This is a genomic window from Bacillus weihaiensis, from assembly GCF_001889165.1.
Taxonomy (GTDB): domain Bacteria; phylum Bacillota; class Bacilli; order Bacillales; family Bacillaceae; genus Metabacillus; species Metabacillus weihaiensis.
Genome location: NZ_CP016020.1, coordinates 943,048 through 969,400, shown reverse-complemented (window position 1 = coordinate 969,400; position 26,353 = coordinate 943,048). Strand labels below are relative to the sequence as shown.

Genomic DNA, 26,353 nt, shown 5'->3' with positions numbered 1-26,353 from the left:
TATTTGTTCGTTTTTTCACAAATAAGCCATTTATATAGTACGATCTTTATTATTTTACCTATATCGCTACTCATTCTATACATTTTATTCCTTATATTTAAAGATATTTAATGGTAAATCCTTTCTAGATAGACCATTTTCTTTATATTCTCTGGAACTTGTGACTTCCTTAAACGTTGATGCTATTTTGTATATATCATTCACACCTTATACCAAGGTTAGTGAGAAAGAAAAGAGCTACTCTCGCTATTCAGTAAGAAGAACGATGTACCCAGGGGAAAATCGACACTTACATTTTTTTGAGTAAACTATATTTTATGCGAAATGGCCTAAACTAAAGAGGAGCTAGCATCAATGGAATGCTAGCCCCTCAAATATCATTTATGCTTTAACTTTAACAAATGATTTTAATTCTTTCATGAATGTATCAAATTGATCGAAATCCATTTGTTGTGCTGAGTCAGATAATGCTACTGCAGGATCTGGATGTACTTCAGCCATAACTCCGTCTGCACCAATAGCAAGAGCTGCTTTAGCCGTAGGAACTAACAAATCACGTCTACCTGTTGAGTGAGTTACATCAACAAATACAGGAAGGTGCGTTTCTTGTTTTAGAATTGGTACTGCTGAAATATCTAATGTATTTCTTGTTGCTCGTTCATACGTACGAATTCCTCGTTCACAAAGGATAATCTGATCATTACCTTGTGAGATAATGTATTCTGCTGCATTAACAAACTCATCAATTGTAGCAGCTAATCCGCGTTTTAATAAGACTGGCTTACGAACCGCACCGGCAGCTTTTAATAGCTCAAAATTCTGCATATTACGTGCTCCGATTTGAATAATATCAACATAGTCCAATGCTGTTTCAATATCAGCTGGATTGACAATTTCACTGATAATTGCTAAACCATATTCGTCTCCAACTCTTCTAAGGATTTTCAGCCCTTCAAGACCAAGTCCTTGGAAATCATATGGACTAGTACGAGGCTTAAATGCTCCTCCTCGTAGAATTTTAATTCCTTGCTTTTTCGCTTGTTCCGCAACAGCGGCTACTTGCTCGTAACTTTCAACTGCACATGGTCCAACAATAAACGATTGACTACCGTCCCCAATTCTAACTCCGTTAACTTCTACAATCGTATCTTCAGGTTTTTTCTTACGTGATACTAATAACGCTTTACTATGATCATCTTCTTGTAATTCTAGACCAGCTTTAAAGATTTCTTTAAATATATGTTGTAAAGTTGAATTTTCGAATGGACCATCGTTATATTCTTTAATACTATCTAACATTTTACGTTCGCGAACAGGATCATAACGATGTACACCTTGTGATTCCTTCTTTTTACCAATTTCTTGTACTACTCTTCCTCGCTCATTTATCAGCTTTAAAATCTGTAAATTAATCTCGTCTGCTCTCTCTCTTAATGCTTCTAATTCTGCATTACTCATCTCTCTCATCCTTTCGCATATAAATTTAAGATCACGTAAACCACTAACCAATGAAAATGACCGTTTTAAAAAGAAGTAGATGTATATGTAGCTTCATCGCCTATATGAGAAAAAACTCTTTTTTCATATAAAACACATGGACTTCGCTTTATACGTAATGTTTTCTTTATCATTCATTGAAAGTGTGGTACATTTTCTATAATTAGTAGTTATTATAAACGATAATGTATCGGTTGTCATTAAAAACTTTACTATTTAAACGCTTTTAAGCGGTAAAGCGTTTTATTTTTAATAGGTATGCTAAATAGACTTTTCCACAAGACTCTTTTCTTACACTTTCATCCTTATGAATATAAACATAAAGTACCTACACTCCTGGTATGCAAGAAGGAAAAGAGATTGTATGCAGTGAAGAAGTCGGTACGTTGGATTTGTTCGATCTAACAACTTTCAATTGATGACATCTGGTATAAGAAAGGTGCACAAAAATGAATAACACAGATCTTACTTTTGCTCTCGACATTGGAACTCGATCCGTTGTTGGCTTAATGCTGAAGGAAGAAGACGGATATTACTATATTATCGATACTGTCATCAAGGAGCATGATAAACGAGCTATGCTTGATGGTCAAATCCACGATGTTCTCGCTGTGGCAAATGTTATTACCGACATCAAACATGAGCTAGAAGCTACTCATGGCCCTCTTAAGAAAGTATGTGTAGCTGCTGCTGGACGCGCCTTAAAAACAGAACGAGCTGTCGCATCATTCGAAATACAAGGAAAGCCTATGATTCAAAAGGAGGATATCCTTCACCTTGAGCTAATGGGTGTACAAATAGCACAACAACAGCTTGCTCAACATGATGAACAAGACTTTGCCCATCATTATGATTGTGTAGGATATTCCGTTCTTCATTATTTACTAGATGGTGAAGAAATTGGAAGTCTTATAGATCAACAAGGTGATGAAGCATCTGTCGAAATTATCGCCACCTTCCTTCCAAAAATTGTTGTTGAATCTCTCTTAGCTGCTTTAAATCGAGCAGACCTAGAAATGGAAGCATTAACGCTGGAACCAATTGCTGCAATTAATGTCCTTATCCCTGAATCAATGAGACGATTAAATGTCGTCCTTGTTGATATTGGTGCTGGAACTTCTGATATCGCCATCACTGATCTTGGGACGATCATTTCATACGGAATGGTGCCAATCGCAGGAGATGAGATAACAGAAGCAATGTCTGACGAATTCTTATTAGACTTTCCTAAAGCAGAAGAAGCAAAACGTCAACTATCGACACAAGAGAGCATCACGGTTACAGATATATTAGGATTTGAAACAGAAATTCCCAAAGAAGAAGCCATTTCTAAAATTTCTCATGCTATTGATAAACTTGCCCTAGCAATAAAAGAAGAAATTTACCTTCTTAACAATGGCATAGCACCTAAAGCCGTTATGTTAGTCGGTGGAGGTAGTTTAACTCCCTCTCTCCCTAGTAGACTCTCACAATTACTTGGATTACCTGAAAACAGAGTAGCTATTAGAGGCATTGATGCCATCCAACAATTGAAGCTTGCTGACCATGTACAAAAAGGACCAGAGCTTGTAACACCTATTGGTATTGCTGTATCCTCTAAGCAAAATCCCATACAGTATATTAGTGTGAAGGTCAATGATCGTGCCGTTCGACTATTCCATATGAAAACCCTAACAGTAGCAGACAGTTTATTAGCTTCAGGTATTCAAGTGAATAGATTATATGGAAAGCCAGGTATGGCACTTATTGTGAATCTAAACGGACAAACGATTACGATTCCAGGTGAACATGGTACTCCACCAATTATGAAGAAAAATGGAATTCTTTGTTCTTTAGAGGATGGAATCAAACACGGAGATCACATATTAATTGAAAAAGGTTGCGATGGAAACACACCAAAAATTCCAATTTCTCAGCTTTTAGATGAAGTTCCTTCTAAAGCGATCTCACTTAATGGAGAAATATATAGTGTTCATGCTTCTATACTAGTAAATCAAAAAACAACTTCTCTTGATACCATTTTAACTGACCGTGATCAGGTTATTTGTACCATCCCTTCATCTATATCAGACGCTTTAGAAAGTATCGGATTCTATGATGATCTTTTGAACGTTAAACCATTTTCAATTGAATTAGATGACAATGTTGTTCAACTCGAAGCTTTTTCTGGAAAATTATACAAGAATGGACTTCTTTCCTCCAAAGAGGCTAAGGTTGAACATGGAGATGTTCTAGTGGTAAAACCAATAAAAACTCCTACGTTACAAGAATTCATTCTAGAATCAGATTTGTTTTCAAAACAAACTCTTCCTATTTTCTTTAATGATCAAGAGCTTGTTCTTGAAAGGGAACTAACCGAGTTTTATCGTAAGGAGAAAAAATTGTCCTACGATGATCTAATCTATAACGGTGATCAAGTAAAGACAAAACGTAAGCCTGTTACATCATTTATTTTTCAAGACCTTTTTACCATTATTGATATTGATATTCCATCAACAGGAAATACTCAATTTCAATTATTAAAAAACAAACAAGAGGTTAGCTTTCAAGAACCGTTATCTCCAGGTGACCACTTAACGATAAAATGGTTATAATCATTGTTTTTACTAATTAAGTGGCTAGCATCGTTAATAATAAGCAATAAAAAAAGTCCACACCTTGTTTTCCGTTTCATAAACAGGGTGTGGACTTTTTGACATTTAGCTCATTACTGTATTTTTTAACGAATCATAGGTGATTTTCCAATGAGACGCATTCCATGATACTTGACGATCTTTAAATAAAAGTGCCTGTGGAGACTCATGCTTAATTCCGAATGTCTCTGCAATATAATTAGATAAGGCTCTCGACTCTTGAACATGTAAGTGATAAGTCGGAACTTCCTCATGTTTATCAGCAAACTCCTGATATTCATCATATGCAGCTTGGCTAATCGGGCATGTTAAGCTATTTTTCAAAAATAAAAATGTAGAATGCTTATCTAGTAGTTCTTCAAATTGCTCAACTGAATGAATCGTTTGTGTACTCACGTTTTTCACCTTTCTAGTAGGGTTTTTGTGTACCCTAAACAAATATTATTACGCGTTTGGTTTAACTGGTTCTTCAGTAGTAGAATCTGCTGTTCCCACTTCCTGCACCAATCTATTCTCATCATCTTCATTAATGAATGAATCAAGCTCGTCCTGCTTTTGTTCTGCTGCAACAGGTGATTGATTCTCTGTTAGTTCATCTAAAGCAGATTCAATCTCTTGTTTAGCAATCTCAGCTTGTTCTTCACTTGTACTTGATTGATTTGTTAAGTCACGAACCTTGTTCATTATCTGTGATGATTGTTCCGTGACAACCTGTGATAATGAAGATGTTTTCTCTTTTGCGACTGCTCTAAAATCAGAGGTTTTCTCTAATGCTTCATTTGTGAACTGGCCTGTGCGTTCTTTCATAACATTTGCTTGGTGTCCTAGGTCTTCTCTCATTTCTTTTCCTGATTTAGGAGCTAAAAACAAGGCAGCAGCTGCACCTATTAAACCTCCAACAACGGTTCCAACAATAAACTCATTACCATTCTTCTTTTTTGTCATTATTCTACCTCCTATTCGTTTTTAGTTCGACTATATTTGCTGTCTCTTTTCTGTTCGTTGTTTCCATTTTGTCCAAATATCCATCGCTGCATTACTCCATTGAACAACTGTATTAATTTTTTCTTGATTGCCTTCTAAGCTGGTTGTTGCAGTATTTGTAACTTTTTTTACTGATAGGTTCATTCGCTGTATCGTATCACCTACATCTTTAACAGAGTCAACTACATTATTTAGCTTGTCTGACTTATGTTGTATATCTTCTGCTAAAGCATTCGTCTTATGTAATAAAATTGTCGTCTCTGTCGTAATTCCTTCCATTTGTCTTTCAAGACCTGATAAAGTACCTGCAACATTATTCAATGTTCCTTGCAACGCCTTAAGCGTCTTAGAGACATAAATAACTAAAATAGTAAAAGCAATTGCAATTAGCGCTACGCTTAAATACAAGATAATAATCATGTCCTACACCTCCTGTGAATCTTAATAAACCTTTCCCCTGTTTACACTATTATAAACATAAAATGGACATAAAAGCTAAATTCTCTACTTATTTAGACAATTCTTTTTTTCCCTTTCTTATTTGTAGAAGCTCTACAAATAAATCAATTTCATTAATTCATATTTTAAAGAAAACAGATCTATAGAACTTTAATACCTTTTAGATTTTGGCTATTTATCAAGTGTCCGGTCTGGTTGAATTCCGCTCCAGTTGCTCACTTTTTCGCGCGGCGGGCGGTGATTCTCCTCCCACAGGAGTCACCAAAAGCCTCAATCACACGGAATACGATATCGTTCTATAATCATTTCACTAGCTCTTTAATAAATAGAATCCCTACAATCATTCTAGCAGCCACGTAGGATATCATAGCTTCAAATCGTTGGGTACGTTCTACATCTTATCCTTCTTGTAGGCCAACCACGCTTCCTTGCCGTTTAAAAGTCATAGGGAGTCTTCTCCATTCTCATATGCTTGTTTGGTGCTTATATATTTTGAGAATTTGGGGAGGTACTCTCTTTTTGTCTTGAAAGCCGGAATAAACAAATAAAGCATGATTTCTTCCACTAGGGTAAAATATGTATGAGTATAAATGAAGGAGGATAACAACTTTGAAAGATCCACGAATTGCACAGCTAGCTAAGAATCTAATTAATTATTCCATTCAATTAAAGCCTGGTGAAAAAGTATTAATTGAAAATTTTGGCCTTCAAAAAGAACTTGTTACAGAATTAGTAAAAGAAGCCTACCTTGCAGGGGGCTATCCGTTCGTATCATTAAAAGATCATCAAGTAGATCGTGCACTTATAATGGGAGCGCAAGAAGAACAGTTTAACATGATTGCAGATTTCGAAGCGCACGTAATGAGTAAGATGGATGCTTACATAGGGCTAAGAGCTGGAGACAACATAAATGAATTTGCTGATATTCCTGATGACAAAATAAAACTTCACGGTCAAACGATAGGTAAAAAAGTCCATCGTGATATACGTGTACCAAAAACAAGATGGGTTGTTTTAAGATATCCTACCTCTTCAATGGCTCAATTAGCAAAAATGAGCACTGAACAGTTTGAAGATTTCTATTTTGATGTTTGTAATCTTGACTATAGTAAAATGGACAAGGCAATGGATGCATTAGTTGAGTTAATGAATAAAACAGATCAAGTGAGACTAACAGGGGAAAATACGGATTTAACCTTTTCAATTAAAGACATCCCTGCAATTAAGTGTTCCGGACAAATGAATATACCAGATGGAGAAGTATACACTGCACCTGTCCGCCATTCAGTTAATGGGGTCATTTCTTATAACACACCTTCTCCTTACAATGGATTTACGTATGAACAGGTCCAGTTAACATTTAAAGAAGGGAAAATCATTAATGCAACAGCCAATGATACAGATCGAATCAACAAGTTATTTGACACAGATGAAGGTGCCCGTTATGTAGGAGAGTTTGCCATTGGAGTAAATCCTTACATTCTCCATCCAATGCAAGATATCTTATTCGATGAAAAAATCGACGGAAGCTTCCATTTCACACCAGGTCAAGCATATGAGGATGCGGATAACGGAAACCGATCTACTATTCATTGGGATATGGTGATGATTCAGCGACCAGAGTATGGTGGTGGAGAAATCTATTTTGATGATGTGCTTATTCGAAAAGATGGGAAATTCGTGATTCCAGAATTAGAGGCTTTAAACCCTGAAAACTTAAAGTAAAGGATCCTTAGGAATCTAGTTAGCTTCAAGCACTACTTAATAGCCACAATCAAATACAAAAAAGCTGACTCTCCTCTTAGGAATGTCAGCTTTTTTTGTTTAAGCATTGAGTACTTTTTCATAGGCTTGTTGGTACTTCTGGATATCGCCTGCACCCATAAATAAAAACACTGCTTGCTCATGCTGTTTTAATACCGACATATCTTCTTCACTAATCCGGTTCGAGTTGTCGATTCTCTCTAATAGATGGTCAATTGAAAGCTTCCCTACATTTTCTCTCGCTGACCCAAATATATCACATAAATAAACGTGGTCTGCTCGTTGCAAGCTTTCTGCGAACTCTGATAAGAAAGATTGAGTTCTTGTAAATGTGTGAGGTTGGAAAACAGCCACTACTTCACGATCAGGATACTTTTGTCTAGCAGCATCAATTGTTGCATTAATCTCCGTTGGATGGTGTGCATAATCATCGATTAAGATTTGATCATTCATTTTTTTCTCGTTAAAACGGCGTTTTACACCTTCAAACGTTTGCAGTCTTTCCTGAATTACTTCAACTGCTACATCCTCATAATGACACAAAGCAATAACTGACAGTGCATTTAATACGCTATGGTCTCCAAATGAAGTAATCTTGAAATTCGCATAGAACGTATTCCGTACAAACACATCAAATGACGTACCATCTGTTGATTTCACAACATTTCTAGCCTGGAAATCATTCTCATCTCCAAATCCATAATATACGACAGGTACTTTTGCTTGAATTTGCTGGAGCTGTTCGTCATCTCCACATGCAATAATTCCCTTTTTAACAAGTAGCGCCATTTCTTGAAACGCACTAAATACATCCTCAATACTTGAAAAATAATCAGGATGATCAAAGTCAATGTTAGTCATAATCGCATAGTCTGGTTGATACGATAAGAAATGTCGTCTGTACTCACACGCTTCAAATACGAAATATTTACTATCTGGAACTCCACTTCCTGTACCATCTCCAATAAGATAAGAGGTAGGTTCAGCTCCTCGTATGACATGTGACAACAAACCTGTTGTTGATGTTTTTCCATGTACACCTGTAATTCCCACGCTTGTATATCGTTGAATAAATTCTCCCAAGAAACGGTGATAGCGAATAACAGGAAGACCTAGATGATGAGCTTCAACAATTTCCTCGTGTGTATCAGGATACGCATTTCCTGCAATAATGGTTAATCCTTCTTTAATATTCTCTTTCGTGAATGGAAGTATTTTAATGTTACGTGCTTCAAGTGCTTTTTCTGTGAATACAAATTTCTCAATATCAGAGCCTTGAACTTCGTAATTCATGTCATGTAAAATCTGTGCTAAGGCACTCATTCCAGTCCCTTTAATTCCTACAAAATGATAAACAGTCATAATTAGAACCTCCAACAAACGTCTATCTGATTGACAGTATATGACGCTCATCTTGATTTGCAACCCATTTCAATTTTTTCTAAAAATAGAACGTATGTGTATATGTAACGAGCTTACGAAAATATATTATATCATCAGCTAAACTTATTGACCATGAAAACTACTGTTTGAATTTTTTTCAGTTTTTTATGAACAAGCACTTGGCTTTGCCCACTCATGAATGTGACCCATTGTCCCATGTATATTTTATGGAATATTTCTTTAAAAATGTACGATAATGTTCAGTACTTTCTTTTACATCTTGTTGAAGGTTCCGTACAACAACGTAATTAGGTTGAATAAAAGGCGTACTTATATTATAAAAGGAGTTGAGAATAGGGATTGTTCGAATAAAAACGAGTGCTCCCTGCATTTCATTCCCTAGTCCTGCTAGGCCTTTACTTAGTATCTTACCTGTCTCTTTTGTGAGTAAATTCTCTGCATATATATGTGTTTCTGTTATATTTATTACTTTAAATGGTTCAAGTACACTTGCAAGAAAAAGTGCATGAATAATAGGATGCAAAGGATGCTGGTTCCTTTTTAACGTATCAAGAAAGAGTTGATAATTTGTTTTTCCTTGAATGGTTTGATAATCATAGGTAAACCAGTCTTGAAACAGCTTTTCCTCTTTCTCTGAAAATACATGCACTTTGGAACAATGAACTTTTTCACGAAAAATATGCTTTGCCTTTACTTTTTCGCGTATGTTCGTTTGTCGATCAATATACGTCTGTAATTGAACTAAATGATTGGAAGAAAAAGAGAGCAGCTGCTTTTCTTTTTCTTCACGAAGCTTTTTAAAATCAACGATATTATTCATTCAGAACCAAAAACCTTTACTTTTTATCGTATCATAACACGTTCTATGTCAAAGTACTACCATCATGAAGCAACTCTAAATCTTCCTCCGAAATTAAGATATCTCTTGGTTTACTCCCTCTATTTTCCGAAATAATTCCTTGTTCCTCCATCATATCCATTAATCTTGCTGCTCGATTATATCCGATTCTAAACCTTCTTTGTAAGCTTGAGGTCGAAGCACCACCTTGGTTTACAACAAATTCACAGGCTTCAACAAACAATTCATCTTCATCTGATTGAATGGATGCTTTTCTTACAAGCTCCTCTTGATGGAATAAGAAATCAGGCTTCCCTTGCTGCTTAACATGCTTCACGACTCTTTCTATCTCTTCATCCGATACAAATGTCCCTTGTAGTCTTACGGCTTTAGAGGATCCATTTTCTAAGAAGAGCATGTCTCCTTTTCCTAAAAGCTTTTCAGCACCTACTACATCAATAATCGTTCTAGAATCAACCTGTGATGACACAGAAAACGCAATCCTTGTCGGAATATTCGCTTTTATAAGACCTGTAATAACATCTACAGAAGGTCTCTGTGTTGCAACGATTAAGTGAATACCACATGCACGTGCTTTTTGGGCTATTCGACAGATCGCTTCTTCAACATCATTTGGAGCAACCATCATTAAGTCTGCAAGCTCATCTATAATGATGACTAAATATGGAAGGTGTTCTCCTTGCTTATGCTCTTTTACTAGCTGATTATATCGAGTAATTTCTCTTGTACCAGAATGAGCAAATAATTCATATCGTCTCTCCATCTCTTCAACAGCCCATTTAAGTGCAGCAGTAGCTGCCTTTACATCTGTTATTACAGGACTTACAAGGTGAGGAATATCGTTATATGGAGCAAGCTCAACCATTTTAGGGTCAATGAGCATGAGCTTCACTTCTTGTGGTGTTGCTTTGTATAACAAGCTTATTAATATTGTGTTAATACATACACTTTTACCTGAACCAGTGGCACCTGCGATAAGGCCATGAGGCATTTTTTTCAAGTCTGTAACAGCCGGCTGACCAGATATATCTAAACCTAAAACAGCATTCATTGGTGATGGGTTGGACCTAAATTCAGAGCTTCTCAAAATTTCTCTCAAGTAAACCATCTTACTCTCTTTATTCGGTACTTCTATCCCAATGGTATTTTTCCCCGGTATTGGTGCTTCAATCCGTATATCCTTTGCAGCGAGACTTAATTTTATATCATCACTTAAATTCGTAATTTTGTTAACCTTCACACCTGGTTCAGGATGTACTTCAAATCGTGTTACAGATGGACCTTGTGTAACATTTACTACACTTGCTCTAACATTGAAGTTTTTTAAGGTTACGTCTAACAATTCACTTTGAGATTGAAGCCATGCATCATCTTCTGTTCTCTCCTGTGAAGGGATATTTAAATAAGATAAAGTAGGGAATTGATACCCTAAGCCTACATCTTGTTTTTTCGCTTGCATTTTTTGCTTATCTCTTCCCAGCATCATAACATTAAATGGTAATGTTCGACCTTTAGGTGATTTCTCTTCCTGCCTCTGTCCTTGTTGCTCTACCCTCTGCATACTCACACTTGTTTTCTTTTGGTCTTCTACAGCTTCTGTTCCTTCTACTTTCACATTCCCGTGTTGGTGTGGAGAATCTACATGTATAGCATCACGTTCATGTAAGATTTCTACTTCTACAAGCTGTTCTGTGTCTTCTTGGCCTTCTTCCCTTGAATCCTCTTTAGATTGGATGATTGAAATAGCTTCCTCAACCAGTTCCTCTTCTTCCTCTGCTGTTTCAATACGAAACTCTTCTTCTTGATGAACGTCCTGACCAAATTCTTCAACAAAAGATACAGGTGAATTGTCCTCTTCTGATCCGTTTAACTCAGACAGGTCTTCTCGAAACAACTGATTTGTTATCAATTCCTCCTGATGATTCTGTGTATCGTTACTGGTTTCTACCAACGCAGAAGCAGTGTTTTTTCGCGAAGTTTGTACGCCTTTAGGAGTCACACCCTCCTCTTTTTCATAAAGGTGAAAAAGTGGAATGTCATCAGGCTCATCACCATTTGGCTTAACACTATTCTTTTCTACTATAGGTTTTGACTGAAAGCCATGTATTGGAGATGGTATAGCTGTCAGATGGAAAGGCTTCTTTCTCACTTCACTATGACTCGGGTACTCTTCCTGTTCATTATAAGGTTTTGCCTTGAATGTATTAGGTTTTGTATGTAGATGAAGTGGTACATCCAATTCTTCAGGCTCTGCATGACGAGCTGCTCGTCTTGAACTTGGACGTTTTTCCCCTTTACTACCTGCCTCGTCAGGTATCACTGGAAACTTAAAATTCCCTTTTGGATATTGATAACTCACTCTTGCTTCCCCATGATGTTTTCCTTCATAAAATTCTTTTCGTTTAGGCGACTCATTAAGCACCGATTGTTCTGTTTGTCCAGTTTCTTCACTAGAATTTATAGAGGTTTTATGAGATTGACGATCTTCCTCTCCTAAAAAGAAATTTGCTAGTTTTTTTACCCAATTCATTTTATCACTCTTTCAACATTGTTAAAGACGGCTTTTCATTGGAATATGTAACATATTCCTACCTTTTACTATTGTATCAATAATTGTCGTGTTTTGTAGATATGAAATTATAATCATATTAACGAGAGGTCATTATTATGTAGCCTTTCATTAGTTCTCCTACGCTTTTTGAAAAAGAACATGACGGTAGCCCTAAGTTTTCTTCTCCTAATGTTCAGACCATTTACCCTACTAATGGAAAACCTAAATCAATGGTGTCCCAAATGAAATAAATCACCCAAACTTATAAGTTTAGTAAAAAAAAGAGTAGCTAAGAGGCTAGCTACTTTCATGCTTTTGGTTTATTTTTACCTAGTATAAAGACCGGTTCTAATTTCTTATTTTCATATAAGAAGGATAAGGCAGTGATAGGAATTGTACCACTCGCAAAGAAGCTCATTGTTAATTGTGCTAGGATATCAAAGCCTGTTTCATTTCTCACGTCCACGATAATGAATACATCCTGGTGAGGTACAGCAACAGCCATTTGCCCTTCAATTTTTTCTTTATATGTTTGAAGAATACTTTCATTTAAGATACGACTCGCATCATATCCATCTTTAGCTGAGAAAAAGTAAAAGATATTACCTGCAACAACATCCTCTTTTACAACAGACTGTAATGATCTTACGTTAAACGAAGCAATTTCTTTTAACTGATCAACTGTCCAGCCCTCTTTTTGCATCATCTTTTCATCTATTAATCGATAAGTGTTCCCTAAATCTAGAGCGTAGTAAACTCTAGTTTCTGCCGTGTGGTCACTATAACATAGTTTAACTCCCTCATTGCTTTCAATTGGGAATGAGGTTGATCGAATGACTGGAAAGACAGATTTTTCTTTCCCGGTTAATTCTTGTGTTTCACTCATGACAGTTAATGCTTCTGTTACATAATAGACTACCTCTTCCAATGCTTTCTCTTTAGAGGTTTCCCATTTTGCAATAATGGGTGGCAGTGACAATGTTACCCCTTTATTATTTGAAGGGTTCTCAATACGTAAAGTATCCTTTTCTCGGTCAAATACGTACTCCCACTCTTTATTTCCAATTCTCTCTTTTAACAGTTCTACTAATTTTCTAGAAGTTAACTTCATATGTCGATTTCCTCCTTTCAGTTGTATATAAGACTCTTTTCTTAAACTAAGCCTTGTATCATTAAGAAAAACAAGAGCGCCTATGTAATGGCGCTCTTTACTACTTATCTAGCCGATTGATTGAATGAAATCTTCTATTTGCTCTTTTGTTTTGCGATCCTTACTAACAAATCGGCCAACTTCTTCACCTTTATGAAAAGCAACAAAACTTGGTATACCAAACACATTTAGCTCTTGGCAAAGATCAATAAATTTGTCCCGATCGACATAGTAGAACGTGTATTGTGAATTTTCCTGTTCAAGTTCAGGTAAAATAGGTTCAATAACACGGCAGTCTGGACACCAGTCTGCAGAAAACATAAGCATAATATGGTCTTGATTAATAAGTGTATTATATTCTTCCATTGATTGTAATACTTTCATTTTTATGCCTCCAATCGTTTCTTCCTCACTTCTCATTTCATTCCCTAGTTTATACGATTACTTAAGGAGTTTCCACTCAGGCACCTCATGCATGTATTGTAATTAGCTGTCTTTAGGCTCAACCGAGGAAACGATATTCATCATTTCCTTAACATCATCTGAAATATTGTTTGGCTTCGCTGTTGTTGAAAGCTTTGTTCCTCCAATACCTACTGTAACCTCATATTCCTTATCATTAAGCTCATCTACAAAAAGATAACCAAACTTATTATCTTGTTCAAAGCTTTCTAAGATAAATGGTTCATTATATTGCGCTGAAAGAGCTTCAAAAGATACTTTACTGTCAGACATCTCATTTTGATTTACAAATAATATATAGCTTTGGTTATTTTTTTCTAGGATAAGGTTCGACTCATGAGATTCTTCTATTTGAAATTTATTAGGTAAATAGAAAGAGAATAGTTCTGTTTCTTCATTTGGCTCAATAGGTTCTTCGTTAAAAGCTTGCTCAGCTTCATTAATTGTTGTTTTTGATAGTTCTTCGATAGACATACTGCAGCCCATTAATAGAAATACAACAAAAAAACTATTTATCAGAGCATGTTTTTTCATTAGGATCCCCCCGGAAACAAATTCACACACTATTTTTATTAACCTATGTATAGTATTCACAAAGTAATAGGCAAATAGAACCTCTTCTATCATACCTTTTCTGTTTTTCCTATGACAACAAAAAGTAAAAACTTCTCATCAGAAAATTAGCTAAAATTATGGTACGATAACAGGATAATACCATAGGAGGGATATAATGGAATTCACAGTATATTTAGCAGGTGAAATACATTCAAATTGGAGAGATGAAATAAAAAGCATTGCACAAGAACGTCAATTACCCTTTTACTTTGTTGGACCAATGGAGCACCATGAAACATCTGATGATATTGGAGAAAACATTCTAGGGGAACAACCAACTAGCATCTTGAAGGATGATGCCGCTTCGAGTATTAATAACTTCCGTACAAGTGTCTTACTGAATAAATCAGATATCGTCATAGCCCTTTTTGGAGAGAAATATAAGCAATGGAATACTGCGATGGATGCGAGTGCTGCAATCTCCTTACAAAAACCACTTATTCTCATTCGTCCTGAAAATCTTCACCATCCATTAAAGGAACTATCAAACAAAGCGAACGTTACTGTTGAAACAGTTGAACAAGCCCTTGAAGTGTTAGCATATCTTGTAAAAAACTAAGATTATGAACAAAAGCTTAGGGCGACTGGCGGCCAAACTAAAACTTCGTACAATCGTTCAGAGAAAAATGTGAGAGGCTGGGACAGAAGTGCCTGGCACCTTATCGTAACGACTATATGTACGCACTGATTTATCTAGTGCACACAATAGATTGTATCGGAGGGTGCCTGGCTCTTTGTTTTGTCCCAGCCTCTTCATTGCTTATTTAACTATTTATCTACTTGTTGCTGATATAAATATTGGCCTATTAGAAGAGTAGAAAGCTCTGTAAACATCTTTGTTCGATCCACTAGACCATTCGTAAATATTCCGATAGCTCCTTCATTTTGACGAACATTATGCTTTTTCACATAATCATCCATGACAACCCCTAATTCCTGACCCTTAAATACACGTTCACCGATTTCATCTGGAATCACGATTCGGGCTCCACCAGCAACAATTGGTTTTAGATTTTCATCAACCAATGCTCCCCAATTACATAAGAAGTATCCAGAATTGGTTTTAATCAGCCCACCTTCTAATCCGATACCTAGATCCGCTTTACTATGATAAAGAACATTTTTCGCACGATTAATAGCACCTGTTAACGTTTCATCATCACTTTTAGGCTGATCTGATACATCTGAAGAAACGTCGGCCTGAACAAATGATGCTTCAAGATAAGGAGCCAGGGCCGCCTTAACAGCATTAACCTTTGTCGGATTTTCGGTTCCAATTGCGATAATCAATTTCTTCTCTCCTATTCTCCAATTAAGAATGTTCTTTAATTGTTTTGACAGTTGTTGAATCACATGCTTTAACTAATCTTACTAATAGCTCTTTTGCAGCGGCATAGTCATCCACATGCATGATAGAGCCAGAAGTATGAATATAGCGTGAGCATACGCCAATTACAATAGAAGGAACACCTTGATTTGAAACATGAACTCTTCCTGCATCTGTTCCACCTTGTGACACAAAGTACTGGTAAGGAATTGAATGAGTTTCTGCCATATCTAGTACAAATTCTCTCATTCCTCTATGAGTAACCATCGAACGATCCAAGATTCGCAGAACAGCCCCTTTACCTAAATGACCGAATTCCTTTTTATCTCCGCTCATATCATTTGCTGGTCCTGCATCTAAAGCAAAGAACAGGTCTGGCTTAATCATATTTGCTGCCGTTTGCGCACCACGTAATCCTACTTCTTCCTGTACAGTTGCCCCTGAATATAGTGTATGTGGTAACGTCTCATCCTTTAATTCCTTTAATAACTCAATTGCTAAACCACAGCCATAACGATTATCCCATGCTTTCGCTAAGATTTTCTTTTCATTTGCAAGTTGGGTAAATTCACTAACCGGTACAATTTGTTGACCAGGTTTAATGCCAATTCTTTTAGCGTCTTCTTTATCATCTGCCCCTATATCAATTAACATATTTTTCATATCCATTGGCTTAGATCGCTGTCCTTCACTCAATAGATGTGGCGGAATAGACCCAATTACACCAATTACAGGACCTTGATCTGTAATAATTTGCACTCTTTGAGCTAACATGACCTGACTCCACCATCCACCTAGTGGTTGAAAACGAAGCATGCCATTATCTGTTATGGCTGTAACCATAAAACCTACCTCGTCCATATGTCCTGCAACCATAATGGTTGGGTCATTTTCTTTTCCACGCCTTACACCAAATAATCCACCTAATCGATCTTGGACTAGTTCATCTGAGATAGGTTCAAGCTGTTTCCTCATATACGCTCTCACTTGATGTTCGTTTCCTGGAGCGCCTGGTAACTCTGTTAAGGTTTTAAACATTTCTAATGTTTCTTTATTCATTGAAACTCCTCTTTTCTTTAGGCTATAACCTCTTATTCTAACTTCCTTCACATAACATGTTATAATAGTATTGCTAAAAAAATTGATATGTATTTTCCAATCATCTACATATTCGTAACCACTAAAAAGGGGTGAGCATGATGAAAGGTAAGTATTTCTTATTAGGCTTAAGCTTAGGAATTGCAGGTACATACTTGCTTAACAATCAAGTGAAACCAGCAAAGATTCCCTCTGACAAAGCCTTAGAAATCGTCAAAAAAGCTTTTAAAGAAAAAGGCCCTATTGATGGATCTTGGATTTACACTGTTCCTGAAACATTTGCAAATGACTATGTAAGCTATGAAGTATACAAAGCTGGAGTTTCGAGAACGGTTGATGAAGTACTCGAGCAATATGAAGCCTTTATTGACATTCACTCAGGTACCATTGTTCATGTAGAGAAACTATCTTAGTTTCATTAAAAAGCACAGAAGACTTGATCAGTCTCATCAAGTCATAAGTCCACACTTCAATAGAAGACATTCTTTGCCTTCAATTGAAGTGTTCGCTTATGACATAGTCCTTCACTCGATTACGATCACAGCTATTTTTACTAAATTAACGAGATGCTAAGCTCTAATTAGATGTAGTTCTTTGTCTTTTTATTTCATCGATTATTTCCCCTGTAGAATTCCATTTCACTGCTCGATAAAATGCATCATGATAAAAGGAATACCAAGCATTTTGCCTTTCTCCGAACTCTAACCAATTGCTTTTACGATCAATTGATGTCATTGGATAATCATCATAAGCTAGAACCCATAAAGGGTTTTTATGTGCATGTGTTGGCATTAAATCTGCCATATGAATGAGTACTTCTCCTTGATCTTTTAAGACAATAATACTGTGACCATCACTATGACCACCCGTGTGGTGCATCTCAATCCCAGCTACTAGTGAGAAGGATTTTTCAAAGGTTTCAACTTGATGGACAATAGCTTCCCAATTTTCTTTCCAATATGTATTTTTCGATCGAATATTTGGATGTCTCATTTCATTCCATTCAATAGAGGATGTCAGGATTTTTGCATGGGGAAAAACCGAAACTAATTCTTGCTCTTCATTCCATTTCGTTAACCCACAGGCATGATCAAAATGCATATGTGTCATAAGGATATAGTCAATATCTTCAGGTGTTAAACCAAGAGTTTGTAATGATTCTTCGACTTTAGACTCTTCTTTTACTCCATAGTTTCTCAATTGTTTCTCGCTTAATTTACCTTTGCCAATCCCTGCCTCCACTAAAACATTAATTCCATCCTTCTGGATAAGTAAAGGATCAGTTCTTAGCTCTATCTGATTTTTCTCGTTCACAGGATAGCGTTTAGACCATAGTGGCTTTGGGACAACACCAAACATTGCACCACCATCAAGATAGGTTACTCCCCCGTTTAACCATGTTATCTTTATTTGACCTATTTCCAATGTTTCCATTTTCATCCCTCCCACCCCTATCTTACCACAATCATTTATGAAGATGAAAAATGAACGTACTTCCATTCACTAAGCATGCACATGGGGCTAGACACTGTAGCTGCATCTCGAAGAGCTTATCCAAAAACGATGCATGTTAACGTTTCCTACACATAAAAGAGGCTGGGACAAAACAAAGAGCCAGGCACCCTCCGATACAATCTATTGTATGCACTAGATAAATCAGTGCGTACATATAGTCGTTACGATAAGGTGCCAGGCACTTCTGTCCCAGCCTCTACTTCCACTATTTCTCTTCATTCATATACTTGGCTTCAACTCTATAAATTCGTTGCCCTTTACCTGAAAATTTCTCTTCATATTCTGTCATTATATTTCCTTCATAATTACTAGCATGAAGATCAAGACTCAAGAACTTTAATTGTAGCCCATATTCAGAGAAACTAATTAAGGAATATTCAAATAGCCCTTGATTATCTGTTTTAAAATGGATTTCTCCACCTTTAACTAAGATGGTTTCATATAATGATAAAAAGCTTTTATATGTTAAACGTCTTTTGGCATGTCTCACTTTTGGCCAAGGGTCTGAAAAATTCAAATATACTCTTTCTATTTCATTATGATCGAAATAGTTTGTTAAATCATTTGCATTTACATTTAACAGTTTAAAATTAGGCAGCTCTAAATCCACTGCCTTTTGAATAGCGGCTACTATCACACTATCAAAAAGCTCAATGCCTAAATAATTTATATCCGGATTTTGTTGAGCCATACCAGCTAAAAATTGACCTTTACCTGTTCCAACTTCAATATGAATGGGGTTTTGATTTCCAAATACTTCATTCCACTTCCCTTTATACTCTTCAGGATTACTAATAGCATATTGAGAATGTTCAGCAATAAAATCACTTGCCCAAGGTTTATGACGTAAACGCATGAAGACACCTCTATTAATTAAATTTCGTTTAAAAACATACCATGATTCATACATGTTCGCAAGATAAATTAAAAAGATTGTCGTTATCCTAAACTGGAATCTATCGAGGCTTCAGCCCTTCTCCATTTAGATGAAAAATAAGACACCTTTACTCCGAATTACATCGTGTAATTTCAGATAAAAGTGCCTTCGCTACTTTAAATCCATGACTAGGTTTGTATAAATCTGATTACTTCATCACACATTATAAGTAGATGCGTATAAAAAGGAGTGTTTATTGTTGCCTATACAATACCAAGACCAGCTTAATTTACTCAAAGACATCCTAACAGAGCACCAAGCCGACTGCTGTGGGACTGTAGCCGAATGTGAACAGCTTGAACGTGTGATAAAATCGTTAATGATGAATGATCAAGCAAACCAAAACATAAAAGATGTTCTGCAGAATGTTTATTCTTATAGTCAAGCAGGAGTAAACACAAAAGAATTAAATGAACATATTCAAGCTCATCAACACCAATTAACGAATTGGATAGACGAAATCAACACATTCAGTTAATCATGACAAATTTTCTCGAGCATAATGGCAATATGTTCAAGCCAATTGTTCATTTCTTTTTGGTTCTCTTTCGCGTGATACCATAAATAAGAGGTTAAAGCCTGTAATAGAACATACCAATAAATTCTAGTATGTAAATGATGGTTAAGCTCTAGTCCATAATTATCAAGCCATGATTCCCAATCTGCTTCTTCAATATACCAATATAACAAAATACCTATATCAATGGCAGGATCAGCAATCATTGCTCCATCCCAGTCAATTAAATACAGTTGATCATCTTTTGAAAGCAACCAATTATTATGGTTTACGTCACAATGACAAACAACCTGTTCATTACATTGAACTTCTGGTAGTTGCTTAATCAATAAGTCAATGGCTTGGTTAATTTGAGGCACATTAATTTTTTCAAACACAACTGCTTGCTTTATATCTTCAATGATGGAGTTAGGAGTGAGCGGTTGCTTTCCTAATCGCTTTAGCATGTCCAATAGCTCTTTTGAACGGTGGATTTTTCTAAGTAACTCAGCTACATGTTGACCATTCATGTCCCTTGGCTTTAATTCGCGACCAACTAAGCGATGCTGAGCTGTAATAACATCCCCGTTCTCCATCCTCTTAGTCCATATAAGCTTCGGTACTATCCCTTCTGCCGAGAGCACAGCTAAAAAAGGCGAACTGTTACGCTTTAAAAAAAGCTCCTGCCCATCTTTCGTTGCAAAATAAGCATCACCCGTCGCTCCACCTGCAGGGGTTATTTTCCACTCACTACCTAATACATGTTCCAACCAGTTCACCTTCAATTTCAACCCAACATTTCATATAAGTATTTGAAAAGCACAAGCATCTTCATTAGTTTTCTACGTTAGATGCAAACGGACAAGTTTCATACGACCGACAATACGCCTTATGCTCTAGTAAGACACTAATTACTTCGGGACAAAAACTTATACTTTCGACACGATTGTTGCTAAAAACAACTAATTAAAGTAGATGTTCTACCAACTATTATTTACAAAGGAATAAATTCAGTCATTATTTTATCTTATTCCCTAATCATTTAAACATGAAAAGTACTTCTAAAATAGAATCCAAAAAATTATACTAACTTTCAATTGCAAAAAGTGCAAGTATATTGTTCATTTAAATAATAAGAGCCTTTATCTGAATATAAAAAGGATCGCTATAAGTGATTATAGACATTGCACTATAGCCATCCTTTTTAAATTTTATCCCCTTAGGATAACAGTAGTCAAGAAAAACTAATAAACCTAGTTTTTACAAAAAACATACGTTCCTATATCACTTAATTTTAGTGTGTTTTTTCTTCTTTCCGGGTCATTTAGTTCCACTAACTGGGGATTAACCAATTCATGCCATACATCTTCATCCGGGAAATAGAAATCAACTTCTTGATTGTATTGATTATAGTGAACAACAAGAATGGAATTCCATGGTCCTAAATGTCCAACCTCATTTAATTGGTAGCTAACAACATGATCCATAGATCCTTCTTGAAAAATAAGATGTTGATTAATAAGCTCTTTTGTAGGCAAGCGAAAGGCTCCATGTAATTTTCTCAGTTGAATGAGCCCTTTTACATACTCTACATTATCTTTATGAACAGTTCTGGCTTGCCACTGCATTTTATTTATATCATCTGGAGAGTTATAACTATTTTCCACACCCTTCTTTGAACGGAAAAACTCCTGCCCAGCGTGTAGAAAAGGAACTCCCTGTGAAAGAATAACAAGACTCGTTGCAAAGCGATGTCTCGCCTGTCTAATTTCGTCCGACTCATCTGGAGCTACTAGGTGAAAACGATCCCACATTGTGTGATTATCATGAGATTCTACATAATTAATAGATTGATCAGGGTGGTAGAACTTGTGACCTGATCCGCTAACTAGTTGTGTAAGCTGGTCTACCTTCTCTAACGAAGAATAGACATACCCATGTTCATTCATATTAAATGTGCTTCCTTTGATAACATCACGAAACTGATCATTAAAGAAGCTGATCTTCGGCAATGTGTGGGCATTTTCGGTTATTGCTTTTTGCTCACGAGCTAGAGGAGTATTTAAATCCCACCCTTCACCTAATATAAATGCGTCTGGCTTCAGCTGATGGATGTTTTTTTGCAAGAGTGACATGGTCTCAACATCTAAAATTCCCATTAAATCAAATCTAAATCCATCTACATCATATTCTTCCAACCAATAGCTAGCACAATCAAGAATAAATTTTCGCACCATCGCACGCTCAGATGCTAAATCATTACCAACACCCGTTCCATTTGATGCAAATCCATTCTCATCATGTCTAAAAAAGTATCCAGGTAGTAAATGCTCAAATGAAGAATTTTCTTTAGAATAAACATGATTATACACCACATCGATAATGACCTTCAGACCACATTCATGTAATTTTTGAATTAGCTTTTTCAATTCAAGTATTCGCACATAAGGATCTTGAGGATCCTTCGAATAGCTTCCCTCAGGTGCAAAGAAATGGCGGGGATTGTACCCCCAATTATAGGCTTCAAGGGGATTCAGATCATCGACTTCTTCAAAATCATTGATTGGTAGAAGCTCAACATGAGTGATCCCTAATTCTTTTAAATAAAGTAATCCTGTTGAATCTCCGTTCCTATTTGTTGTATTCTCTTCTAACCAGGCTTCATATTTTGCTTTATTTACCATTCCACTTTCTTCATCAATCGAAAAGTCTCTAATATGGCACTCATAAATAATGGCCTCTGTTTTTGACTTGAGCATTGGAACGGACAGTTTAGGAACCTGTGTTTTTTCTTGATCTATCACAACGCCATATTCACCATTGGCGGCTATAGCTTTGGCATAAGGATCGACACATTCCTTCCAATCTAAATTAATACAGACGAGAAATGTATAATAATAGCCATCAAGATTGTCTTGTGCACAGTATTGCCATGTGCCTTTGTTCCCCCTCGTCATCTCAAAGGATTCATGAATCATACTCTTAGGATTATACAGCTTAAGCTTACATTCGGTTGCTGTTGGCGCCCATACTTTAAAGAGCGTCTTATCTTTAGAGTAAGAAGCACCTAAATCATCTCCATCGTATGAAAAAGTCTGATCAAAAGGTACAGTCCTAATAATGGCCCCAATTTGCAGATCTGTTTGATTACCAGCGTCATCAACAATCAGATGAGTTTTCCCAAAAGGTAGATCAAAATCAAATTTACAAACATATTTCACAAATCCGTCTAGTAAGAACTTATCATCCACGACCAATGGGCAAGTTTCTTCCTTAAGTAGAATGGAAAAGCTTTTTGTATCGCTGTCTAGTTCTGTTGGGACTAAAATTGTTATTTCATCAAATTTATCTAAGAAGGCATCATATACCCTTCTTATTCCAACCATAATAAACACCCCCAGCGAGAGTTAATTTATGCAATATAGGAAGCAGATGAAGCTTTTACATGTACACGAAAAGAACCATCATCCATAATATCACCATCAGCATAAACAAAAAGGCTAGTATCTGTTTTCACCTTTACACGTTCGGCAACTAATTCATTCACAGATTCTTCTCTTTGTTTCCTCATGATTTTACCAGTAAGAAAAAGAAGAATAAGCTTTACACGACTAAGGTTGGCAAGGACCATTAGATTTAATTTACCATCCCTTGCACTTGCTTTTGGAGAAATCAAAAGATTACCTTGCCTTTTCGGCAAATTTGCAATAGACAGAAACCAAACATTTTCATACGAAGCTGTGATTCCATCAACATCAAGTGTAAGGGAGAACGGTTTGTAACTTCCTAATACCTTAATAAAACTTGTCATAAACATCACACGCTTAATCAGCGGATGATGAGTACTAGCATATATTCTTTCTTTCATGTAATATACTTCAGCTAATAATCCAACACCCATCTGATTAACGAAGGACCTACTAACACCCTTCCCATCAAAATGTAGTTCACCCACATCCATCTCCTCAAAAGGCTTGTTTACCTTTTTAAGCAAAATTCTCAAAGCTTTTACAGGATTAGTAGGTAAAACTCTCTTTTTAGAATCATTGCCACTTCCTGAATAGATAAACCCAATACGAACTTCTTGGAATGATTGTAAACCATTAATCATTTCATTAAGAGTACCATCCCCACCAACTCCGATAATGGTCTTTAATCGATAATCTTGAATTGTTGCTATTTGTCTCGCTAAAATCTCAGCATGACCTGGATGATTTGTAAAGAAGGATCGGTATGAAATTTGTTTTGCTTCAAGCTCTTTTTTCATTTTTTTCCACGCTCTTAACGACTTTCCATCCCCTGCTACAGGGTTAATGATAAAAAATAATCCTTTCATCATATCAATTGGTCTCCATATTTTATGTGTATTTACTATCATTTGTTCTTTGAATTCGTTATCAACTATGACTTGCTTTCATTCTTAGAATATTCATCCTTACTCTATTGCAAAATCTTCTTAACCCCAACTACTCTTCATCAAAGGTTTCGTTCCATTCCGTTCGATAATAGGAGTTCGTTAAACAATGTGATAAAAGTACCTGAGCTGCTTTTAATTGCGCATGCTTTAGTGGAGCCGAAGACTGCCTTAATCGCTGGAACCACTCTTCATATGAACGCTTATCATAGATTGTAATATCATATGGAACAAATGGATAGTCAATATATCCATTTCGACTGATAATCAATTTTTTCACTGGTAAGTCTATCTCCTGTGTCGAGAGGAGCTTTTGCACAACAGTACCCGTTCTATTTAAGCTAATGAGAGGATTTAATAGTTTTCGTTCATCCTCTCCTCGACGTGCTACCCAAAACTTTTCTTTCGAACCAGTAAACACAGTATTATCTAAGTTTTCAACAAAAGACAGACAATACACTTCCGTTGTTCCAATTAGGATCATTTCTAATTCCACAGGGGCATTTTTTAATTTAAAAATTGGTCGATACATTAGTAAATAATGATCTGGCAATCTTTTCATAAAATAAGGAAGTAATTGATCTCTATAGACCTTTTGATCTACTGCCGATTTTTCTCTAAGTGTGGAGCTTGCCCATCTCACCTGAAACTTAAAAATATAATCTAAAAATAAATGCTTTAGATCATCCATTGTTTTAGGAACCGTTGTAAATTGAAACTGGAGCTCTTCATCTTGTGTAGCCATTTCATTTATAAGTGGTTTCACATCTTGTTTTTTTAGTTCCTGTTTAGCAAAACGTTTTTTCACTTTATGTAAGAATGGCTGTTTTTCAAGCTCCACCTCCATTTCAGGATGAACTTCACTTATCTTCATCACCGTGTGAAACCTATTATTTTCCCAAGCATTTGATACCTTGTCCCATTGCTGTCGTTTTAATCGAATAAATTGACTAGGATAACGGTATGGATCAACTTCATAACGAGAAATATAATCAAATAGTTTTATTAATTGCGCCAATCAATGTTCAGCTCCTCATTTATTTGAAGAATATTTTTATATATTTTACATCTATCTTAAGCTGTACTTGTACATAGCCAAACAACGAACATACTATAGGAAGGTCATAATAATTGGACAAAGTAAGCTTGTAAAGATCGCACTTAACGTTAAGGAAATAGAGCTTAGCGCCCCTTCAACAGTCCCCAATTCCAATGCTTTTGCCGTCCCAATTCCATGAGAAGCTGTACCAAAACCAATTCCGATAGAAATTGGGTGATGTATAGTAGCTTTTCTCATTAAATACGGTCCAAAGATCGTGCCAGAAATTCCTGCAACCATGACATATACTGCTGCAATAGCTGGTGTCCCGCCTAATAATTCACTTATCTCCATTGCAATTGGAGTTGTAACAGATTTAGGCGCTATCGAAGCAATCAAATTGTCATCTAAACCAATTATTACGCTTAACAACACTCCTGACAATATGCCGATTATTGAACCAGAGAATATACTTATAAAAATACTGACTACATTCTTTTTTATCATCTTTCGGTTGTCATATAAGGGAATGGCCAATGCTACAACAGCTGGTCCTAATAACTCATCGATCCATCTTCCACCTACCATGTATATTTCATATGGTACTTGTAGAAGAAGTAAAAGCACCACTAGTATGATACTAGTCGTAAAAATCGGGACAAGCAATGGATGATGAATCTTCATATATATTTTTTTCATAAGATAGTAAATACCTAACGTGAGCGAAATAGATACCCCTGCTAGTAACAAACTCATAATGAAATCTCCTTTTGATGATCCCTATCTACACGATTACTCCTCGCTAGCAATAAGTCACTAATTTTTGCTGAAGAATACATAACAATGATGGTACTAATTAATGTTACAAATATAGACATCAATCCCCATCCTTTGAACAAAGGTAAGTATTCCATTACCCCTACAGTTGCTGGAAGAAAAAAGACTGGTAAATGTTTCAATAAGAAGGAGCTCCCAAGCGAAAACCATTTTCTTTTTACGAGTTTCAATTGAAGTGAAGCAAATAACAGGAGCATACCAATTATACTACCTGGGATTGACAGTCCTACTAGCTGTTGAATGTATCCACCTAAGAGATATATCGAGTAAAAAATAAAAATGTGTAGTATTATTCGAAGAAAATCCACTATC

25 protein-coding genes are annotated in these 26,353 nt (G+C 36.1%); 5 read left to right on the top strand and 20 right to left on the bottom strand.

Annotation, left to right across the window (positions count from 1 at the left end; genetic code table 11):
* Positions 1–381: 381 nt before the first annotated feature.
* On the bottom strand, positions 382–1,458 hold the full coding sequence (locus A9C19_RS04625; RefSeq protein ID WP_072578851.1) for a bifunctional 3-deoxy-7-phosphoheptulonate synthase/chorismate mutase: 1,077 nt from the start codon (positions 1,456–1,458) through the stop codon (positions 382–384).
* Positions 1,459–1,946: 488 nt separating this feature from the next.
* On the opposite strand from A9C19_RS04625, the gene A9C19_RS04620 reads away from it, so the two are divergent.
* Positions 1,947–4,091, top strand: coding sequence for a cell division FtsA domain-containing protein (locus A9C19_RS04620; RefSeq protein ID WP_072578850.1), 2,145 nt, complete (start codon positions 1,947–1,949; stop codon positions 4,089–4,091).
* Between the two features lie 105 nt (positions 4,092–4,196).
* On the opposite strand, the gene ytxJ is transcribed toward A9C19_RS04620, so the two are convergent.
* The 3 genes from ytxJ to A9C19_RS04605 are packed head-to-tail and all read right to left on the bottom strand — an operon-like array spanning position 4,197 to position 5,534.
* Positions 4,197–4,526, bottom strand: a complete 330-nt coding sequence (ytxJ, locus tag A9C19_RS04615) for a bacillithiol system redox-active protein YtxJ (protein ID WP_072578849.1) — start codon at positions 4,524–4,526, stop codon at positions 4,197–4,199.
* A 48-nt stretch (positions 4,527–4,574) separates the two neighbouring features.
* Entirely contained in the window at positions 4,575–5,075 is a 501-nt protein-coding gene (locus A9C19_RS04610; protein WP_072578848.1) for a YtxH domain-containing protein, read from the bottom strand.
* A gap of 30 nt (positions 5,076–5,105) precedes the next feature.
* Positions 5,106–5,534 (bottom strand): DUF948 domain-containing protein, encoded by a 429-nt coding sequence (locus tag A9C19_RS04605; protein ID WP_072578847.1) that lies wholly within the window; start codon positions 5,532–5,534, stop codon positions 5,106–5,108.
* A gap of 648 nt (positions 5,535–6,182) precedes the next feature.
* Between A9C19_RS04605 and A9C19_RS04600 the strand changes: the two genes are divergently transcribed.
* A complete protein-coding gene (locus A9C19_RS04600) occupies positions 6,183–7,298 on the top strand; it encodes an aminopeptidase (protein WP_072578846.1) in 1,116 nt (371 codons plus the stop codon).
* A 99-nt stretch (positions 7,299–7,397) separates the two neighbouring features.
* Here the strand turns inward: A9C19_RS04600 and murC are convergent, their stop codons facing one another.
* The 6 genes from murC to A9C19_RS04570 form a co-directional block, all read right to left on the bottom strand.
* Positions 7,398–8,699, bottom strand: coding sequence for a UDP-N-acetylmuramate--L-alanine ligase (gene murC, locus A9C19_RS04595; protein ID WP_072578845.1), 1,302 nt, complete (start codon positions 8,697–8,699; stop codon positions 7,398–7,400).
* 214 nt (positions 8,700–8,913) lie between these two features.
* The gene (locus tag A9C19_RS04590; RefSeq protein WP_072578844.1) at positions 8,914–9,561 is read right to left on the bottom strand and encodes a hypothetical protein; all 648 of its coding nucleotides are present in this window, start codon (positions 9,559–9,561) and stop codon (positions 8,914–8,916) included.
* Positions 9,562–9,604: 43 nt separating this feature from the next.
* Positions 9,605–12,130, bottom strand: a complete 2,526-nt coding sequence (locus A9C19_RS04585; protein WP_072578843.1) for a DNA translocase FtsK — start codon at positions 12,128–12,130, stop codon at positions 9,605–9,607.
* A 328-nt stretch (positions 12,131–12,458) separates the two neighbouring features.
* Positions 12,459–13,262, bottom strand: a complete 804-nt coding sequence (locus A9C19_RS04580; protein ID WP_072578842.1) for a DUF1444 domain-containing protein — start codon at positions 13,260–13,262, stop codon at positions 12,459–12,461.
* A 108-nt stretch (positions 13,263–13,370) separates the two neighbouring features.
* A complete protein-coding gene (locus tag A9C19_RS04575) occupies positions 13,371–13,685 on the bottom strand; it encodes a thioredoxin family protein (RefSeq protein ID WP_072578841.1) in 315 nt (104 codons plus the stop codon).
* Between the two features lie 102 nt (positions 13,686–13,787).
* The gene (locus A9C19_RS04570) at positions 13,788–14,297 is read right to left on the bottom strand and encodes a hypothetical protein (protein ID WP_072578840.1); all 510 of its coding nucleotides are present in this window, start codon (positions 14,295–14,297) and stop codon (positions 13,788–13,790) included.
* Between the two features lie 196 nt (positions 14,298–14,493).
* On the opposite strand from A9C19_RS04570, the gene A9C19_RS04565 reads away from it, so the two are divergent.
* Positions 14,494–14,937 (top strand): YtoQ family protein, encoded by a 444-nt coding sequence (locus A9C19_RS04565; protein ID WP_072578839.1) that lies wholly within the window; start codon positions 14,494–14,496, stop codon positions 14,935–14,937.
* A gap of 209 nt (positions 14,938–15,146) precedes the next feature.
* On the opposite strand, the gene A9C19_RS04560 is transcribed toward A9C19_RS04565, so the two are convergent.
* A complete protein-coding gene (locus A9C19_RS04560; RefSeq protein ID WP_072578838.1) occupies positions 15,147–15,668 on the bottom strand; it encodes a DUF84 family protein in 522 nt (173 codons plus the stop codon).
* A gap of 22 nt (positions 15,669–15,690) precedes the next feature.
* Complete coding sequence (locus tag A9C19_RS04555) at positions 15,691–16,764, bottom strand: M42 family metallopeptidase (protein ID WP_072578837.1); 1,074 nt, start codon at positions 16,762–16,764, stop codon at positions 15,691–15,693.
* A gap of 140 nt (positions 16,765–16,904) precedes the next feature.
* Between A9C19_RS04555 and A9C19_RS04550 the strand changes: the two genes are divergently transcribed.
* Complete coding sequence (locus A9C19_RS04550) at positions 16,905–17,216, top strand: PepSY domain-containing protein (RefSeq protein WP_072578836.1); 312 nt, start codon at positions 16,905–16,907, stop codon at positions 17,214–17,216.
* A gap of 163 nt (positions 17,217–17,379) precedes the next feature.
* Here A9C19_RS04550 and A9C19_RS04545 read toward each other — a convergent pair whose 3' ends face one another.
* Positions 17,380–18,237, bottom strand: coding sequence for a YtnP family quorum-quenching lactonase (locus tag A9C19_RS04545; RefSeq protein WP_072578835.1), 858 nt, complete (start codon positions 18,235–18,237; stop codon positions 17,380–17,382).
* Positions 18,238–18,523: 286 nt separating this feature from the next.
* Complete coding sequence (trmB, locus tag A9C19_RS04540; protein ID WP_072578834.1) at positions 18,524–19,174, bottom strand: tRNA (guanosine(46)-N7)-methyltransferase TrmB; 651 nt, start codon at positions 19,172–19,174, stop codon at positions 18,524–18,526.
* A gap of 280 nt (positions 19,175–19,454) precedes the next feature.
* Here trmB and A9C19_RS04535 point away from each other — a divergent pair, with 280 nt between their 5' ends.
* Complete coding sequence (locus A9C19_RS04535) at positions 19,455–19,733, top strand: YtzH-like family protein (protein WP_072578833.1); 279 nt, start codon at positions 19,455–19,457, stop codon at positions 19,731–19,733.
* Here A9C19_RS04535 and A9C19_RS04530 read toward each other — a convergent pair.
* The 6 genes from A9C19_RS04530 to A9C19_RS04505 all read right to left on the bottom strand — a co-directional run bounded on the left by A9C19_RS04530 (position 19,730) and on the right by A9C19_RS04505 (position 26,349).
* Positions 19,730–20,530 carry a phosphotransferase family protein gene (locus A9C19_RS04530; protein WP_072578832.1) on the bottom strand — a complete coding sequence of 267 codons (801 nt, stop codon included), beginning with the start codon at positions 20,528–20,530 and terminating at the stop codon, positions 19,730–19,732. The two genes, A9C19_RS04535 and A9C19_RS04530, sit on opposite strands and share 4 nt — an antisense overlap.
* Positions 20,531–21,004: 474 nt before the next feature.
* Entirely contained in the window at positions 21,005–23,137 is a 2,133-nt protein-coding gene (gene pulA / locus A9C19_RS04525) for a type I pullulanase (protein ID WP_072578831.1), read from the bottom strand.
* A 26-nt stretch (positions 23,138–23,163) separates the two neighbouring features.
* A complete protein-coding gene (locus tag A9C19_RS04520; protein WP_072578830.1) occupies positions 23,164–24,090 on the bottom strand; it encodes a diacylglycerol/lipid kinase family protein in 927 nt (308 codons plus the stop codon).
* A gap of 127 nt (positions 24,091–24,217) precedes the next feature.
* A complete protein-coding gene (locus tag A9C19_RS04515; protein WP_072578829.1) occupies positions 24,218–25,183 on the bottom strand; it encodes an NERD domain-containing protein in 966 nt (321 codons plus the stop codon).
* Positions 25,184–25,276: 93 nt separating this feature from the next.
* Positions 25,277–25,960, bottom strand: a complete 684-nt coding sequence (locus A9C19_RS04510) for an LrgB family protein (protein WP_072578828.1) — start codon at positions 25,958–25,960, stop codon at positions 25,277–25,279.
* Positions 25,957–26,349 (bottom strand): CidA/LrgA family protein, encoded by a 393-nt coding sequence (locus A9C19_RS04505; protein WP_233499242.1) that lies wholly within the window; start codon positions 26,347–26,349, stop codon positions 25,957–25,959. The genes A9C19_RS04510 and A9C19_RS04505 overlap by 4 nt, the downstream gene beginning before the upstream one ends.
* Positions 26,350–26,353: the final 4 nt, after the last annotated feature.

Excerpts from the sequence above, each read along its gene's own strand:
- A9C19_RS04520 (WP_072578830.1), bottom strand. The coding sequence starts at position 24,090 with ATGATGAAAGGATTATTTTTTATCATTAACCCTGTAGCAGGGGATGGA.
- A9C19_RS04555 (WP_072578837.1), bottom strand. The coding sequence starts at position 16,764 with ATGAATAAAGAAACATTAGAAATGTTTAAAACCTTAACAGAGTTACCA.
- A9C19_RS04625 (WP_072578851.1), bottom strand. The coding sequence starts at position 1,458 with ATGAGTAATGCAGAATTAGAAGCATTAAGAGAGAGAGCAGACGAGATT.
- A9C19_RS04610 (WP_072578848.1), bottom strand. The coding sequence starts at position 5,075 with ATGACAAAAAAGAAGAATGGTAATGAGTTTATTGTTGGAACCGTTGTT.
- A9C19_RS04590 (WP_072578844.1), bottom strand. The coding sequence starts at position 9,561 with ATGAATAATATCGTTGATTTTAAAAAGCTTCGTGAAGAAAAAGAAAAG.
- A9C19_RS04605 (WP_072578847.1), bottom strand. The coding sequence starts at position 5,534 with ATGATTATTATCTTGTATTTAAGCGTAGCGCTAATTGCAATTGCTTTT.
- A9C19_RS04620 (WP_072578850.1), top strand. The coding sequence starts at position 1,947 with ATGAATAACACAGATCTTACTTTTGCTCTCGACATTGGAACTCGATCC.
- trmB (WP_072578834.1), bottom strand. The coding sequence starts at position 19,174 with ATGCGTTTACGTCATAAACCTTGGGCAAGTGATTTTATTGCTGAACAT.
- A9C19_RS04510 (WP_072578828.1), bottom strand. The coding sequence starts at position 25,960 with ATGAGTTTGTTACTAGCAGGGGTATCTATTTCGCTCACGTTAGGTATT.
- A9C19_RS04550 (WP_072578836.1), top strand. The coding sequence starts at position 16,905 with ATGAAAGGTAAGTATTTCTTATTAGGCTTAAGCTTAGGAATTGCAGGT.
- pulA (WP_072578831.1), bottom strand. The coding sequence starts at position 23,137 with ATGGTTGGAATAAGAAGGGTATATGATGCCTTCTTAGATAAATTTGAT.
- A9C19_RS04580 (WP_072578842.1), bottom strand. The coding sequence starts at position 13,262 with ATGAAGTTAACTTCTAGAAAATTAGTAGAACTGTTAAAAGAGAGAATT.
- A9C19_RS04570 (WP_072578840.1), bottom strand. The coding sequence starts at position 14,297 with ATGAAAAAACATGCTCTGATAAATAGTTTTTTTGTTGTATTTCTATTA.
- A9C19_RS04545 (WP_072578835.1), bottom strand. The coding sequence starts at position 18,237 with ATGGAAACATTGGAAATAGGTCAAATAAAGATAACATGGTTAAACGGG.
- A9C19_RS04585 (WP_072578843.1), bottom strand. The coding sequence starts at position 12,130 with ATGAATTGGGTAAAAAAACTAGCAAATTTCTTTTTAGGAGAGGAAGAT.
- A9C19_RS04575 (WP_072578841.1), bottom strand. The coding sequence starts at position 13,685 with ATGAAAGTATTACAATCAATGGAAGAATATAATACACTTATTAATCAA.
- A9C19_RS04565 (WP_072578839.1), top strand. The coding sequence starts at position 14,494 with ATGGAATTCACAGTATATTTAGCAGGTGAAATACATTCAAATTGGAGA.
- murC (WP_072578845.1), bottom strand. The coding sequence starts at position 8,699 with ATGACTGTTTATCATTTTGTAGGAATTAAAGGGACTGGAATGAGTGCC.